The 14,737-nt window shown below is 65.3% G+C and carries 17 protein-coding genes; 11 read left to right on the top strand and 6 right to left on the bottom strand.

What is annotated here, in order from left to right:
• Positions 1 to 106 precede the first annotated feature (106 nt).
• A complete protein-coding gene (locus ACE3TL_RS05930) occupies positions 107 to 592 on the bottom strand; it encodes a hypothetical protein (protein ID WP_374577802.1) in 486 nt (161 codons plus the stop codon).
• 118 nt (positions 593 to 710) lie between these two features.
• On the opposite strand from ACE3TL_RS05930, the gene ACE3TL_RS05925 reads away from it, so the two are divergent.
• From ACE3TL_RS05925 to ACE3TL_RS05900, 6 genes are all read left to right on the top strand, one after another.
• The gene (locus ACE3TL_RS05925) at positions 711 to 947 is read left to right on the top strand and encodes a hypothetical protein (protein WP_374577801.1); all 237 of its coding nucleotides are present in this window, start codon (positions 711 to 713) and stop codon (positions 945 to 947) included.
• Positions 937 to 1,152 (top strand): hypothetical protein, encoded by a 216-nt coding sequence (locus tag ACE3TL_RS05920; protein WP_374577800.1) that lies wholly within the window; start codon positions 937 to 939, stop codon positions 1,150 to 1,152. The genes ACE3TL_RS05925 and ACE3TL_RS05920 overlap by 11 nt, the downstream gene beginning before the upstream one ends.
• Positions 1,100 to 1,372: a hypothetical protein gene (locus ACE3TL_RS05915; protein ID WP_374577799.1), complete on the top strand. Its 273-nt coding sequence runs from the start codon at positions 1,100 to 1,102 to the stop codon at positions 1,370 to 1,372. Before ACE3TL_RS05920 ends, ACE3TL_RS05915 begins: the two co-directional genes overlap by 53 nt.
• Positions 1,373 to 1,546: 174 nt before the next feature.
• A complete protein-coding gene (locus tag ACE3TL_RS05910) occupies positions 1,547 to 1,924 on the top strand; it encodes a hypothetical protein (RefSeq protein WP_374577798.1) in 378 nt (125 codons plus the stop codon).
• A gap of 154 nt (positions 1,925 to 2,078) precedes the next feature.
• On the top strand, positions 2,079 to 2,627 hold the full coding sequence (locus ACE3TL_RS05905) for a recombinase family protein (RefSeq protein ID WP_374577797.1): 549 nt from the start codon (positions 2,079 to 2,081) through the stop codon (positions 2,625 to 2,627).
• A 57-nt stretch (positions 2,628 to 2,684) separates the two neighbouring features.
• Complete coding sequence (locus tag ACE3TL_RS05900) at positions 2,685 to 3,101, top strand: SMI1/KNR4 family protein (RefSeq protein ID WP_374577796.1); 417 nt, start codon at positions 2,685 to 2,687, stop codon at positions 3,099 to 3,101.
• 384 nt (positions 3,102 to 3,485) lie between these two features.
• Here ACE3TL_RS05900 and ACE3TL_RS05895 read toward each other — a convergent pair whose 3' ends face one another.
• Together ACE3TL_RS05895 and ACE3TL_RS05890 are read right to left on the bottom strand one after the other, a co-directional pair.
• Positions 3,486 to 4,028 (bottom strand): N-acetyltransferase family protein, encoded by a 543-nt coding sequence (locus ACE3TL_RS05895; RefSeq protein ID WP_374577827.1) that lies wholly within the window; start codon positions 4,026 to 4,028, stop codon positions 3,486 to 3,488.
• Positions 4,028 to 6,112, bottom strand: coding sequence for a S9 family peptidase (locus ACE3TL_RS05890; protein WP_374577795.1), 2,085 nt, complete (start codon positions 6,110 to 6,112; stop codon positions 4,028 to 4,030). The genes ACE3TL_RS05895 and ACE3TL_RS05890 overlap by 1 nt, the downstream gene beginning before the upstream one ends.
• A gap of 181 nt (positions 6,113 to 6,293) precedes the next feature.
• Here ACE3TL_RS05890 and ACE3TL_RS05885 point away from each other — a divergent pair, with 181 nt between their 5' ends.
• Complete coding sequence (locus ACE3TL_RS05885) at positions 6,294 to 7,121, top strand: serine protease (RefSeq protein ID WP_374577794.1); 828 nt, start codon at positions 6,294 to 6,296, stop codon at positions 7,119 to 7,121.
• Positions 7,122 to 7,181: 60 nt separating this feature from the next.
• Here ACE3TL_RS05885 and ACE3TL_RS05880 read toward each other — a convergent pair whose 3' ends face one another.
• On the bottom strand, positions 7,182 to 7,631 hold the full coding sequence (locus tag ACE3TL_RS05880) for a MaoC family dehydratase (protein ID WP_374577793.1): 450 nt from the start codon (positions 7,629 to 7,631) through the stop codon (positions 7,182 to 7,184).
• Between the two features lie 102 nt (positions 7,632 to 7,733).
• On the opposite strand from ACE3TL_RS05880, the gene proS reads away from it, so the two are divergent.
• A complete protein-coding gene (gene proS / locus ACE3TL_RS05875) occupies positions 7,734 to 9,293 on the top strand; it encodes a proline--tRNA ligase (protein ID WP_374577792.1) in 1,560 nt (519 codons plus the stop codon).
• A gap of 38 nt (positions 9,294 to 9,331) precedes the next feature.
• Here the strand turns inward: proS and ACE3TL_RS05870 are convergent, their stop codons facing one another.
• Both ACE3TL_RS05870 and ACE3TL_RS05865 read right to left on the bottom strand, forming a co-directional pair.
• A complete protein-coding gene (locus ACE3TL_RS05870) occupies positions 9,332 to 9,820 on the bottom strand; it encodes a hypothetical protein (protein ID WP_374577791.1) in 489 nt (162 codons plus the stop codon).
• A 117-nt stretch (positions 9,821 to 9,937) separates the two neighbouring features.
• Positions 9,938 to 11,476, bottom strand: a complete 1,539-nt coding sequence (locus tag ACE3TL_RS05865; RefSeq protein WP_374577790.1) for an acyl-CoA synthetase — start codon at positions 11,474 to 11,476, stop codon at positions 9,938 to 9,940.
• A 140-nt stretch (positions 11,477 to 11,616) separates the two neighbouring features.
• Here ACE3TL_RS05865 and ACE3TL_RS05860 point away from each other — a divergent pair, with 140 nt between their 5' ends.
• The 3 genes from ACE3TL_RS05860 (at position 11,617) to ACE3TL_RS05850 (ending at position 14,411) form a co-directional block, all read left to right on the top strand.
• On the top strand, positions 11,617 to 12,501 hold the full coding sequence (locus ACE3TL_RS05860) for a crotonase/enoyl-CoA hydratase family protein (RefSeq protein ID WP_374577789.1): 885 nt from the start codon (positions 11,617 to 11,619) through the stop codon (positions 12,499 to 12,501).
• A gap of 56 nt (positions 12,502 to 12,557) precedes the next feature.
• A complete protein-coding gene (locus ACE3TL_RS05855) occupies positions 12,558 to 13,769 on the top strand; it encodes a DUF2336 domain-containing protein (RefSeq protein WP_374577788.1) in 1,212 nt (403 codons plus the stop codon).
• Between the two features lie 219 nt (positions 13,770 to 13,988).
• Positions 13,989 to 14,411 carry a MucR family transcriptional regulator gene (locus ACE3TL_RS05850; RefSeq protein ID WP_374532170.1) on the top strand — a complete coding sequence of 141 codons (423 nt, stop codon included), beginning with the start codon at positions 13,989 to 13,991 and terminating at the stop codon, positions 14,409 to 14,411.
• The last annotated feature ends 326 nt before the right edge of the window (positions 14,412 to 14,737 follow it).

Here is a 14,737-nt window from a genome sequence, read left to right as displayed (position 1 = left end):
AGTTATAGACATGGCTTCGCCAATGCGGGGTCGGAACCCGCCGCTGCACTGACTGTCTGATGTGTCCGTTCCCAATGCTGGTGCAGCGGAGAGGGAGGCGGTCGCATCACCCCTCGGTCGGGAAGAAGTCTTCCAGAAAGAGCATCGTCTCGGGGGCGGACGAGGCGTGTTGTTCCTTGGCCATGTAGAAGGCGAATCCGGCGGGACGGTCGGCATTCGTCGTCCACTGCGAGCCGCCAGCCCACACATCCGACCACAGGCCGCGCTGGGTCGGCGGGAACATCTCGCCGAACCGTTCGATCCGCTCCGGCGCAACCCGCAGCAGGCCGTGCGCGTGAAGGTTGGACTTCAGGTGCTCGAACACGAACACGCCGGTCGTGCGGTCATTGCGCCGCCGCGTGAACCGCGTTCCCAGCAGCTTGCGATCCACCTTGCCGAAGCACTGGCCGATGGCCGTCCGGGCGTTCGCCAGCGAGATGGGTCGGTTGAAGTTCAACGTCATAGCGACGTTCAACGTCGGATCGTTCAGCCAGCGGGAATAGGCCGAGCGGCGCGTCATGTTGAAACGCGACTCGAAGCTCTGATCGTCCAAGTAGTTCGGCATAGTGAACCTATTTAGTCTTGAGGTTCACTTTAGCGGTATGCCCGCCTACCGGCCTAAATCATTCTGGATCGCTCAGCATAAATACCATGTTGAGCGGAGGTGAAGAATGGTTGTTGGTGAGATTTACAATGAAATGTTCGAGCGAGATTTGACAGAGTCGATGAGGAGTTGGAGCGAGCAGTGGGCGGGGCGTTCCCACAACTTCGCCACGACCTGCTGGGCGAAGCCGCTACCTGCCGAGACTGCAATCCATCTACGGAAGCGACTGCTCGCGGAAGGCCACCCGGACTTGGCGGCGAAGGTGCTGCTGGCCTTGCTCGACGAGGCGCCCCATGCGAAGTGAGCACGATCCGTCGCCAACGCCGTTCAGCGTCGAAGACCTGATGCTGAAGGGTCGGAACGGCGCGTTCCCTTCGGGCTACCTGAACGCCTATCTGGCGCACCTGCGCCATTCGCACGCCGCCGCCCAAGCGGAGATCGACCGCATCTTCGCCGATGCTGCTGACGATCCCGCCGAGTTGGCGCGGCTCCGTGATCTCCGGTTCTGACTGCGATCCGATGCGCTACCGGGAGATCGTCGAAGCGGGCGCCGCCGCCGAAGTGTGGAAGCAGACCGAGAGGACTGCGGATGCGCTGCGGACGCTGCGCTCCAAGCAGGCGAAGGTCGCGGACCTGAAGGCTTCGGCTCGCGCACTGCCTGCCGGGCAGGAGCGGTCTCGGCGCCTTCAGGCTGCGGATCGGAAGGATGCCGACGCTCGGCGCGTTTAAGGTGATACGCTCAACAAGGCGAATGATCGGGCGCGAGAGGCGATGGCGAAGGGTCTTTGATGACTCGCTGCCACGAACGGATATTGCTAATCTCTATGGGTTGGCGTGAATATAACCCATATAGAACTTTACTTCCTTGTTCAACAAGGAACGCGGCGCATCAGGAAGAAATACATGTTTCATCAAGAGTTGTTTTCAGTTTTTTCCAATGCCGCCCTGCCCCAGAAGATCGTGCTGATCGCTCTGATCTCCGTCATTCCGTTGATCATATTGTCTACCGCTCTGATTTTCCGCGCCAACAACTCTAACAGCGTCTCGTTGTATCGTCTGGTTTCAACGTTGGGCCTTGCTGGCCCCGGCGTAGGGCTTCTGACGGGTGCAATGAATAGCTTCCATATGGCTGAGACCATTCAACGCTTGCCTGCGGCGCCCACGCTCAAGCAGATTGCGCCCGGCATTTTTGAAGTCGCCGCCCTCGTGGGTCTCGGGGCATTGGTCGGTCTCATCGCCACGGTCGCGTGCTTGGTCGCCGCCGCAAGACGGAATGCTTGATCGTCGCATGTGGGTCGTGGCCACGTTTCAACGTCTCACAAATCATGGTCTCACGCGACACTGGCAAATCGTCTCACATGACTCTCGACTTGACTTTTGAGACAATCCGTCTCACAAAGTCATTATGTCCACTGAGAATACATCCTCCGGTGTCGTGATCGGATACGCGCGCACTTCGACCGCCGATCAACACGCGGGCCTTGATGACCAGATTGCTGAACTGAAGGCGGCGGGCTGCACCCGTATCTTCTCCGAGCAGGTTTCGAGCGTTGACGCGGCCCGCCCGCAGCTTCAGGCCGCGCTTCAGTTCCTCCGTGATGGCGACGAGTTCGTCTGCACCAAGCCCGACCGGCTCGCGCGCAGCACGACCGAACTGCTCCGCATCGTCGAGGAACTGACGCAGCGCGGCGTTCGGGTTCGGCTGCTGTCGATGAACATCGACACCAACAGCGCGACCGGGAAGCTGTTGCTCACGCTCATGGGCGCCGTGGCCTCCTTCGAGCGCGAGATCATGCTGGAACGCCAGCGCGCCGGGATCGCCAAGGCGAAGGCCGAGGGCAAGTTCAAGGGCCGGGCGCCGACCGCCCGCGCCAAGGCCGCCGAGGTTCACCGCCTGATCGGGGCAGGGTGCAAGCCTGCGGAGATCATGAAGCTCACCAACATCAGCCGGGCGAGTTTCTACCGCATCGCCAAGGCGGCCTGATGATGGGCACCGGCGCCCGCCCGTTGTGGAAGACCGATTCTAAGCTACCTTGGAGCCATGTCTGAAGGAGCAACGGCCATCAGCTATAGGCTCACAGAAGGGCAACTTGATCCGCCCGGCGATTCCGATGTCATCGCGGGCCTAACCTCCGGGTTGGGCGTCGCTCTGCCCCCTAGCTATCTCTCGTTCCTTCGACAGCACAATGGTGGCGAGGGCTTCGTTGGAGATAGCTACGTCGTCTTGTGGCGGGCTGAGGATTTGGTTGATTTCAACCGAGAATACGAAGTTGCCAAGTATGCCCCCGGCATCATCCTATTCGGCTCGAATGGCGGCGGCGAAGGCTATGGCTTCGACACCCAATTAGCCGGGCTCCCCATAGTTCAGTTGCCATTCATAGGAATGGAACGCCGCTACGCGACGCCTATAGCCGAGGATTTCATCCATTTATTCGCGAAACTGGCGGACACCCAATGAGTCCGTCTAGCAGCGGGCGAACTCGGGGTATGGAGTTGGTGGAGATCAAGCCTGTCATACTTGGTGGCGATCCTATCGACCCCCAAAACAAAGCGTGGATCACCCGGCAGAAGCACTTTGAATACGTCCGGTATTGGAACGGTCTGATCAGCGATCTTCGTGACAAGCGCGAGAGGTGATCTGTTCTGGACGTGGAAGGCTTGTGTGCTGACGCCTTGGCGAACATCCAAAACGATGTCACAAACGATCCGAACCTAGAAGTCGCGCCTACAAGGCGGATTGATTTTGTGTTGTTTTCTGACTGGCGACCCACCTCCTAGTTCCCCAGCCACGTTCTTCCGTCATCGTCAGGGTTGCACGTTCCGGCGTGAGCGGCAGGTTTGGTTATGCGCCGCCCAGAATCATGCCGGGAACTTCAGGCGCGGTCGCGTCGCCGCCGTTGAGCGGTTTGCGCATCCAGACGATGTCGACCCAGCGGCCGTGCTTCCAGCCGAGCGAGCGGCCGACGCCGGCATGCTCGAAGCCAAGGCCCGAGTGCAGGGCGATGGAGCCGGCGTTCTGCGAGTCGCCGATCACCGCGACCACCTGGCGGACCCCGAAGGCCTCGCAGTCGCGCAGGACGGCTGAGAGCATCGCCTTGCCGACGCCGCGGCCGATGGCCCCTGGGGCGACATAGACGCTGTCCTCGACCGTGTAGCGATAGGCCGCGCGCGGGCGGAACGGGGCGGCGTAGGCGAAGCCCAGCACCTCGCCCGCCTGCTCGGCGACGAGATGGGGCAGGCCGCGTTCGGCCACGGCCTGGCGGCGGGCGGCCATCTCCTCGGCGCTCGGCGGGACTTCCTCGAAGGTCCCGAAACCGTGCAGCACGTGATGGCCGTAGATGGCGGCCAGGGCCGGAGCGTCGTGCGCGGTCGAGGCCCTGACGATCACCGCTCCCAGCCCCGCTGCTGCGCCCAGATGGCGAAGGCGTAGTCGAGGGCGATCTCCTTGAGGAAGTCGAAACGGCCCGAGGCGCCGCCGTGGCCGGCCTCCATGTTGATCTTGAGCAGGATCGGCGCATCGCCCGTGGTTCTTTCGCGCAGCCTGGCCACCCACTTCTGCGGCTCCCAATAGGTGACGCGCGGGTCGGAGAGGCCGCCGGTGGCGAGGATCGGCGGATAGGGCTTGGCGGCGACCTGGTCGTAGGGGCTGTAGCTGGCGATCTTGTCGTAGGCCTGGGCGTCCTCCAGCGGATTGCCCCATTCGGGCCATTCGGGCGGTGTGAGGGGCAGGGAGGTGTCGCTCATGGTGTTGAGCACGTCGACGAACGGCACGGCGGCGATGATCCCGCTCCAGAGATCGGGGCGCAGGTTGACCACCGCGCCCATCAGCATGCCGCCGGCCGAGCCGCCATAGGCGACCATGCGCCCGGCCTTGCCGTAGCCGCTGGCCGACAGGTGTTCGGCGCAGGCGATGAAGTCGGTGAAGGTGTTGGTCTTCTTGTTCTTGCGCCCGTCGAGGAACCAGCCCCAGCCCTTGTCCGACCCGCCGCGGATGTGGGCGACGGCCCAGATCCAGCCGCGGTCCACCAGGCTGAGATTGCGGATCGAGAAGGCCGGCTCCATGGCGTGGCCGTAGGAGCCGTAGCCGTAGAGCAGCAACGGTGCCGAGCCGTCGAGCGGCGTGTCCTTCAGCATCAGCACGGTGATGGGAACTTCCGCCCCGTCCTGGGCGGTGGCGTAGAGCCGCCGGGCGACGTAGCGGGCCGGATCGTGGCCGGAGGGGATTTCCTGGGTCTTGCGCAGGGTCCGCGCACGGCTGTCCATATCGTAGTCGAACCACTGCCGCGGCGTGGTCGGCGACTGGTAGACGAAGCGCAGGACGCTGGTCTGGTATTCGAGGCCGCCTTCCAGGGAGAGGGCGTAGGCTTCCTCGTCGAAGGCGATCTCGTGGGTCTCGCCGCCGCGGGCCATGATGACGATGCGATCATTGGCGTTCACGCGCTCCAACCGCGCCAGATGGCCGGCATAGGCGGCGAAGCCGGTGATGTAGCGGCCCGGCTCGTGCGGGACGAAATCTGTCCAGGTCGCCCGGGACGGGATCGCCGCCGTCGACTGCATCAGCTTGAAGTCCACCGCCCCGTCGTCGTTGGTGCGGATCACCCAGCGGTCGGACCAGTGGTCGAGGTCGTACTTGACCCCGACGCGGCGCGGTTCGGCGACCACGGGCGCGGCGGTCGGATCGGCGGCCGGGATCAGCGAGATCTCGGTGGTCTCCTGGTTGCCGACGTGGATGATGAGGTGGCTGCGGTCGGAGGCGAGGCCGACGCCGAGGAACATGCCATCGTCGGCTTCTTCGTAGACCAGCACGTCATCGCCGCCGCGCGCGGGGCGGCGGAAGACCTTGGACGGGCGGGCGTTCGCATCGCGCCAGATCCAGAAGATCCACTGGCTGTCGGGCGAGAAGACGAAGGCGCCATAGGCGCTGTCGATGACGTGATCGAGGGTCTGGCCGCTCTCCAGGTCCTTGACCCGGATGGCGTAGTATTCCGAGCCCTGCTCGTCGGCGGCCCAGGCGTAGAGCCGATGGTCGGGACTGTGACTGGCCGCGCCGACCTGGAAGAAGGCCTTGCCCTTGGAAAGCGCGTCTTCGTCCAACAGGACCTGTTCGCCGCCGTCCTGGCCGCGGGGGCGGCGGGCGTGCAACGGATGCTCGGCCCCGATCTCGTAGCGGACATAGTAGTCCCAGGGGCCGTCGGGGGCCGGGACGCTGGAATCGTCCTCCTTGATGCGGCCCTTCATCTCGGCGAACAGTTCGGCCTGCAGGGCCTCGGTCCCGGCCAGCATGGCGGCGGTGTAGGCGTTCTCGGCCTCGAGATGTTCGCGGATGTCGGCGCGCAGGACCTTGGGATCGCGCAGCACCTCGCGCCAGTTGTCGTCCTTCATCCAGGCGTAGTCGTCTGTGCGGGTGCGGCCGAGTTGTTCGATGACTTTCGGATCGCGGCGGGCGGCGGGGGGCTTGGGAGCGCTCATCCCCGCTACATGCGACGCGCAAGGCCCGCTCTCAAGCGTCCATCGCCGCAAACTGTCGCCCGCAGGACACGCGGCGATCTGGCGCAGCGATCCCATGGAACCAATTGCGTTGCGTTATTCGAAGGCGCGGTCCAACTATTCGTATGTCGGGAGCATGCGAGTTTATTGAGTAGGGGCGTCCATGGCCTGGGATCTTGCTGTCGAGCTGATCCACGCGACTGTCCAGCTTGAGCAGCCGCTGGGCGACGGCACGCGGACGGTCGGCACGGGCTTCCTGATTTCGGAGATCGCGCCGGACGGAACGCCGCGCACGGTGCTGGTCACCGCCGGCCACGTCTTTTCCAAGATGCCGGGCCAGGACGCGCGCATCGGCTATCGCATCGAGAACGCCGACGGGACCTGGAGCTATTCGCCCCAGCCGCTGAAGATCCGCGACGGCGACGGCAAGAAGCTGTGGACCCAGCATCCGTCGCGCGACGTGGCGGTGATGTCGATCACCGCGCCGGACGCCTTCGCCAAGGCGGCGATCCCGCTGGACTGGCTCGCCCAGGACGACACCTTCCAGGCCAACCAGGTCGGGGCGGGCGACGAGATGATGGCCCTGGGCTTCCCCCGCGGCCTGGCGGCGAACCAGGCGGGTTTCCCGATCCTGCGCTCGGGGCGGGTGGCTTCGTTCCCGATCGCGCCGGCCAGGAGCTTCCCGACCTTCCTGCTCGACTTCACGGTGTTCCCGGGCAATTCCGGCGGGCCGGTGTTCATGTCCCAGGCCGCGCGCCGCCGGGTTGGCGCGACCGAGAACGGCCAGGACGTGCAGTTCATCGCCGGGCTGCTGACCCAGCAGGTGGAGTTGAACAACGAGCGCCTGGAGATCGGCATCGTCACCCACGCCAAGTACATCCGCGAGACCATCGCCCTGATGGACGATCCGCTGGCGCCGGTGACGGTGGCGCATTTCGAGCCGGTGACGGGCGCGCGAGCGGCCTCGGCGGAGGAGGCGGTTTCGCCGTAGGAGTCAGGGGCGCGGGCGCTTCAGGTCCTCCCCCATCGTGATGGGGGAGGATAGGAGTCCTTACGCGCCGTAGACGACCGAGATGGTCTCGGCGATGCAGGCGGGCTTGGCCTCGCCTTCGATCTCGATGGTGCACTCGTTCTTCAGTTGCATGCCGCCGGCCTTGGGCTCGGCGCCGATCAGCTTCTGGCGCATGCGCACGCGCTTGCCGACCCGGACCATGTTGATGAAGCGCACCTTGTCGGAGCCGTAGTTGATGCCGCGGGTCACGCCCTTGATCGGCAGCATGCCGGCGCCCAGGAACGGGATCAGCGACAGGGTCAGGTAGCCGTGGGCGATCGGGCCGCCGATCTCCTTGGTCGCGCGCTCGACGTCGACGTGGATCCACTGATGGTCGCCGGTGGCTTCGGCGAACTGGTTGACGCGCTCCTGGGTGATTTCCAGCCAGTCCGACACGCCGACTTCCTGACCCACCAGGCCGGGCAGGTCCTTGAACTCCACCGGGTTCATCGTTTGCTCCCAATTCGATTGAAACAGATGTTCGAGGTCTAGCATCTGGCTGAGGGCGAGCAACGCCTTTACGTCGCCGCCAGGAACTTTAAAGAGCGGCCCATGCAACGAGCTCTCAGCGTCAGCCGGATGACCGGCAACAGGTCGACCTTCCCCGACTGGTACCAGGCGATCGTCCGCGAGGCGGACATGGCCGAAGTCAGCCCGGTTCGCGGCTCCATGATCATCAAGCCGTGGGGCTACGGCGTCTGGGAACGCATCCAGCAGGTCATGGACCGCCGCATCAAGGAGATGGGCGTCGACAACGCCTATTTCCCGCTGTTCATCCCGCTGAGCTTCTTCACCAAGGAAGCCGAGCACGTCGAGGGGTTCGCCAAGGAGATGGCGGTGGTGACGCACCATCGCCTCAAGAGCATCGACGGCAAGCTGCAGCCCGATCCCGAGGCGAAGCTGGAAGAGCCGCTGATCGTTCGTCCGACCTCGGAGACCATTATCGGCGACGCCTTCTCGCGCTGGGTGAAGAGCTATCGGGACCTGCCGCTGAAGATCAACCAGTGGGCCAATGTGGTCCGCTGGGAGATGCGCACGCGCCTGTTCCTGCGCACCTCGGAGTTCCTCTGGCAGGAGGGGCATACCGCGCACTCATCGGGCGAAGAGGCCCTGGCCTCGACCCTGGAGGCGCTGGAGATGTACCGGGAATTCTCCGAAAGCGTCCTGGCCATGCCGGTGATCGCCGGCGAGAAGCCGGAGAACGAGCGGTTCCCCGGCGCGGCCAACACCTTTTCGATCGAAGCCATGATGCAGGACGGCAAGGCGCTCCAGGCCGGCACCTCGCACTATCTGGGGACCAGCTTCGCCCACGCCCAGAACATCCGCTACCAGAGCGACAGCGGCGAGATGGAGTTCTGCCACACCTCGAGCTGGGGCGTTTCCACCCGGCTGATCGGCGGCGTCATCATGACCCACGGCGACGACGACGGCCTGCGCCTGCCGCCGGCCATCGCCCCGCGCCAGATCGTCGTGGTGCCGATGCTGCGCGGCAAGGAGGAGGACGCCGCGGTCCTGGCCTTCGCCAAGGCGCTGGTGCAGGACCTGAACGCCCAGTTCGCCTTGGGCGAGCCGATCCGCGCCCTGCTGGACGACCGCGACCAGAAGTCGGCCGACAAGCGCTGGAACTGGGTGCGCCGCGGCGCGCCGATCATCATCGAGCTCGGCCCGCGCGATGCGGCCGGCGGCCAGGTCAGCTACATGCGCCGCGACGCGCTGCGCGACGGCGACAAGGTCAAGTCGCACCAGGCGCCGCGCGACGAATTCGTCGCGAACGCGCCGTCCCTGCTGGCGCAAATCCAGCAGGCGCTGTTCGACGAGGCCAAGGCGCGGCTGGAGGCTAATGTCCGCACCGATCTGACGACCTTCGACCAGGTGGCCGAATATTTCGGCCAGGTGTCGGACGAGGATGAAGAGACCGCCGCCTTCAAGGGCTGGGTGCGCGCATCCTGGAGCCGTCCGACGGGCGATGAGTTGGAGGCGGTGGTCGAGCGGCTGAAGGCGCTGAAGCTCACCCTGCGCAACGCCCCCACCGACCAGCCGGCGACGTTCGGGCCGTGTGTCTTCACCGGCAAGCCGGGCGTGGAGGAAATCCTGATCGGGCGGGCTTACTGATCGTCGGCGGGAGCGGTCTCGCCAGCCCAGGTCTGAGTTCAGTAGGATTCGAAGCTGTCCAGCCCGAGGAGCGTGAAAATCTCCTCGGCGCTGCGCGCCGCCTGCAGCGAGGCCAGTAGTGGCGGCAGGACCGTCTCCGGGTCTTCCCCGAGGCAGTAGTCGTCAGGGAAGGCGTCAAGCGACTGGCGCGCCAGCTTTTTCACATCGTCCAGCGACGCCTGCGCAAGGGGGACGAGGCTGTATTCGATCCGATACTGCCGCCCCGAAAGCAGTCCCTTTACCAACCGGGAGAGTGGGGAGCCGGCTCGCCCCTTGTCGTGGATCGCCGTGACCTGGAACCTGGCCCCATCGGCGCCGATCAACTCCATACCCGCCGGGATATTCTCGTTGAGAGTCTGGGAGCCGCAGGTCGTGAGCGACCTGCGGTCGGGAAATCCCCAGATTTCCCGGTCGGGTGTGAAGCCGATGACCGGGAACTTGAAGTCGACAAGATCGGACGTGATCGTATCGGCCGTCGGCGGATTCATTTACGTGGGCGCCTTTGCGGTTGAGCGAAATTTTGCGCGCCGTCGATCAGGTCGGTCCTGATCGAAGTCGGCAAAAATCCTATCGGGCCAAGACTAAGAACCCGTTCAGTGCGGCCGCTACACGATCCGCGAGCCTTCCTTGCCCCAGTAGGCGTCGCGGATCAGGCGCTTGTAGAGCTTGCCAGTCGGGTGGCGCGGCAGTTCGGCCATGAACTCGATGACGCGCGGCGACTTCACGTGGGAGAGGTTGGCACGGCAATAGGCGGCGAGTTCGGCCTTCAGCTCCTCGCCGGCGGCGTCCCAGTCCATCGGCTGGATGACGGCCACCACCTTCTCGCCCATCTCCTCGTCGGGGGCGCCGACCACGGCGGCGTCGGCCACCTTCGGGTGGGTGACCAGCAGGTTCTCGATCTCCTGCGGATAGATGTTCACCCCGCCGGAGATGATCATGAAGCTCTTGCGGTCGGTCAGGTAGAGGAAGCCTTCCTCGTCCAGCCAGCCGACATCGCCCAGCGTGGTCCAGCCGTGCTTGTTGGTGTTCTCGGCCACCTTGTCAGGGGCGTTGTGATAGGTCAGCGGCGTGCCGCCGGCGAAATAGACGACGCCTTCGTTGCGCGGAGGCAGGGCCTCGCCGTCCTCGCCGACGATCTTGACCTCGGCCGTCGTGCCGCGCCCGACCGAACCCTTGTGGGTCAGCCAGTCATGCGGGCCGATGTAGCAGAAGCCGTTGCCCTCGCTGCCGGCGTAGTATTCGTGGATCACCGGTCCCCACCAGGCCATCATCTGCTCCTTGATCGGGATCGGGCAGGGGGCCGCGGCGTGGATGGCCGAGCGCAGGGACGAGACGTCGTAGCGGGCGCGCACCTCCTCCGGCAGCTTCAGCATCCGTACGAAATGGGTGGGAACAAACTGGCCGACGTCGATCCGGTGCTTCTGGATCAAGGCCAGGGCGTCCTCGGGATCGAACTTCTCCATCACCACGACCGTACCGCCCAGGCGGTGGACGCTCATGCACCAGCGCAGGGGCGCGGCGTGATAGAGCGGGGCGGGCGAGAGGTAGATGCTGTCGCTGCGGAAGCCGAACAGGCTCTCGGCCATCATGGCCAGGGCGTTGGGGGTGTCGATCGGCGCGCCGGTCAGCGGCGGCTTGATGCCCTTGGGCCGTCCTGTGGTGCCCGAGGAATAGAGCATGTCGGCGCCGCCGCTCTCGTCGGCGATGGGCGTGGCGGGCTGGCGCTCGCGGGCGGCCTCGAAGCTTTCGTAGGGGGCGCGGGCCTGGCCGACCATGTAGAGCTTCACGCCGGGCAGGCGTGGCGGCAGTTCGTCCACGACCGGGCCAACGCCGGGCGAGGTGACCAGCAGCTTGGCCTCGCAGTCGTGCATGATGTACTCGATCTCGCCGGCCGTGAGTTTGGACGAGATGCAGGCGTAGTAGAGGCCGGCGCGCTGGGCGGCCCAGGCGATCTCGAAGAACCGCGGATTGTTTTCCATGAGGATGGCGATCACGTCGCCGGTCTGCAGGCCAAGCGAGCGGAAGAGCTGCGCCCCCTGGTTCGACCGCTCGTCGAGCTGGCGGTAGGTCACGGTCTCGCCCGAGCCGGCCATGATGTAGGCGGCGCGGTCGGGATGGGTCTTGGCGTGCGTGGCCGGATGCATGGAGTCTTCCTCTTGGCGGCCGGACCCTCTGCGGGGCCTCGGACCTCCTCCCAAAGTTATCGTTGTTAAGGCGAGTATGCGGGCCTTGACGGACCGTCCGTCAAGCGCGCCCGATTGATCGAAAATCAGCGGAGGACTTCATGACGGCGCCCAGTTTCGAGACCCTGGCCTATGACGTGACCGACGGGGTGGCGACCGTCACCCTCAACCGGCCCGACAAGCTCAACGCCTTCAACACCCAGATGATGAAGGACCTGATCGCCGTGTTCGACGAGACCGACGGCGATGATGCGGTGAGGGCGGTGATCGTCACAGGCGCGGGCCGCGGGTTCTGCGCCGGAGCCGATCTTTCCTCGGGCGGCGACACTTTCGACTACGACAAGCGCGGCGGCGAGGATCTGGCGGCGCGCCGGCCGGACGGCGTGCAGCGCGATGGCGGGGGCCTCGTCACCTTGCGCATCTATGACAGCCTCAAGCCGGTGATCGGGGCGATCAACGGCCCGGCGGTGGGCGTGGGCGTGACCATGCAGTTGCCGATGGACATTCGCCTGGCCTCGACCGAGGCGCGGTTCGGGCTGGTGTTCGCGCGGCGCGGCCTCAATCCGGAGGCGGCCTCGTCCTGGTTCCTGCCGCGGCTGGTCGGCGTCCAGACCGCGCTGGAGTGGTGCTACACCGGCCGGGTGTTCCCGGCGCAGGAGGCGTTCGACAAGGGGCTGGTCCGCTCGCTGCACGCGCCCGACGAACTGCTGCCGGCCGCCCGGGCGCTGGCGCGCGAGATCGTCGACAACACCGCTCCGGTCTCCATCGCCCTGACACGGCAACTGATCTGGCGGATGGCCGGGGCCTCGCATCCGATGGAGGCCCATCGCGCCGACAGCCGCGGCATCCATCTGCGCGGGCGGATGGGCGATGCGCGCGAGGGGGTGATGTCGTTCCTCGAAAAGCGGCCGGCGGCCTTTCCGAACAAGGTCTCCAGCGACCTGCCGGACATCTGGGACCATTGGACGGCGCCGACGTTCAAGTGAACGACCGGTTAAGCGGCGTGTGATTCGATATCGGCAGGTATAGGCTCCGAGATCGCATGAACCTGCCGTCGCCCGAGTCCAGTGTCGAGACGCCCACGCCTTCGCGGGCGCGCGCGGCGCTGCTCAAGCGCCTAGCCGACGTGGTGTGCCTGCCCATGTCGAGGGTCAACGCCTTCGAGCGGGCGATGACCGCCGACCTGCTGGTCGACCTGCTGCGCGAGGCCGAGCCGGAGGAGCGCAAGAAGGTCGGCCGGCGCATCGCCGGCCTGACCGAGATTCCGAACTGCCTCGTGCGGCTGCTGCTGCGCGACGAGGTCGATATCGCCGAGGAGCTGCTGGTCAACGCCGCCGGCCTGTCGGACGCCGACCTGCTGGACTGCGCGCGGCTGATGAACCTGGAGCACCGGCGGCTGATCGCCCTGCGGCGCAGCGTGAGCGAGGTCGTCTGCGACGCCCTGGTCGAGTTCGGCGAGGTGCTGGTGCTGGAGTGCCTGTTGCGCAACGAGGACGCGCGGTTCTCCAACGGCGGGATCGAGGCGGTGGTGGCGATGACCCGCGGCGACCCGCGGCTGACGACCCTGCTGCTGCGCCGGTCCGAGCTGCGGCCCGCGCACGCCTATGTCCTGTTCTGGTGGGCCGACGCCGAGGCGCGCAAGATCATCCTCCAGCGGTTCGCCGTCTCGCGGGAGGTCCTGCAGGAGGTCACCAGCGACATCTTCCCGATGGCCGCGGCGGAGAAGTGGCAGGACCCGCTGTCGCGCAAGGCGCTTCAGTTCATCGAACGGCGCCAGCGCAATCGCGCGGCGCTGGAGCGGAGCCCGTTCGAGAATCTCGAGGCCGCGGTGGCCGCCGCCCAGGACGGCCTCACCCGCGAGATCGCCGAAGAGATTTCCTACCTGGCCGGCCTGAAACCGATGACGGGCGCCAAGATCTTCACCGATCCGGGCGGCGAGCCGCTGGCCATCCTCTGCAAGGCCACGGGCCTGCCCAAGCAGGCGATCCGGGCGCTCTGGCGCGGGCTCAAGCGCGCGGAGATCGACGCCGGCGGCGCGCCCTCGACGCTGCTGGAGCGTGCGATGATCGCCTATGACACGATCGCCGTTGACCGGGCGCAGACGGTGCTGCGCTATTGGAACTGGTCGCTGACCTCGGCCCTGACGCCGGCGTTGCTGCGCGCAATCCGCGACGGCGACGAAGATACGATCGACGAATACTCGACCGCGCAGCGTGCGGCGATGCTGGCCTTTTCAAAGGACTTCGGCGGTTGATGACGCCGGCCAGGGATCTATGGTCCCCGGAATAGTGGTGCGTCATTCAACCGATTGGTGCAGTGCGGCGCCTAGACTTGATTGTATGCCTGTTCGGTGAAGAACAGCCGCCTATTCGACTCTTGTGCTTGAATTGGGTTCCAGATATTAACGCGATCACTGACGTTTTGAATCAGTGATCCCCCAGCTTGGTGCAACTGCGCCACGGAACCGAGAAATATGGACGAGAAATCGGAAGTCATTGAGATGACGGCGGATATTGTTTCCGCGTATGTCGGGAACAATTCGGTCGCGGCGGCCGATCTCCCTAATCTGATCCAGAGCGTTCATCGCGCGCTTGCCGGTATTTCAACAGGATCCGACGTTCAGGAAGCCACGCCGAAAGAACCGGCGGTTCCGGTTCGCCGTTCGATCACGCCAGATCATCTGGTCTGCCTGGAAGACGGCCGCAAGTTCAAGTCTCTGAAGCGCCACCTGCGCACGAAATACAATATGAGCCCCGAGGAATACCGCGCGAAGTGGGGGCTGCCGAAAGATTATCCGATGGTCGCGCCGAACTACGCCAAGGCGCGTTCGGACCTGGCCAAGCAGATGGGCCTCGGCCAAGGTGGCCGCCAGGCGCCTCGCAAGCGCGCCAAATAGTCGCAGAGGCTTCGCGCCGACCGGAAAGGCCCGCCGGCGACGGCGGGCTTTTTCTTTGCCCTGAGCGCGGCCCTCCATGGTGCAGCCGCGCCACCTTTCGGCCCGATTTATTGCCGGGCGTTAGGATTTGTCCTTGCCCGAGAATCACCCTTCGGGCGATAAGTGATTCGTCGTGATTCCAAGGGGTTGTTAAGGAATCTGAACATGGCCGCACAGATGGGGGCTTCGGCGGCGGCCGCTCGCGCGCATGAGGAGCTGTACGCCTATTGGGCGCGGCTTCGCGAGGGTGGGCGGCTACCGGGACGCGACGATATCCGCCCCGACGA

The organism is Phenylobacterium sp. (assembly GCF_041920015.1).
Taxonomy (GTDB): domain Bacteria; phylum Pseudomonadota; class Alphaproteobacteria; order Caulobacterales; family Caulobacteraceae; genus Phenylobacterium.
This window is presented reverse-complemented; position numbering and strand designations above follow the sequence as displayed.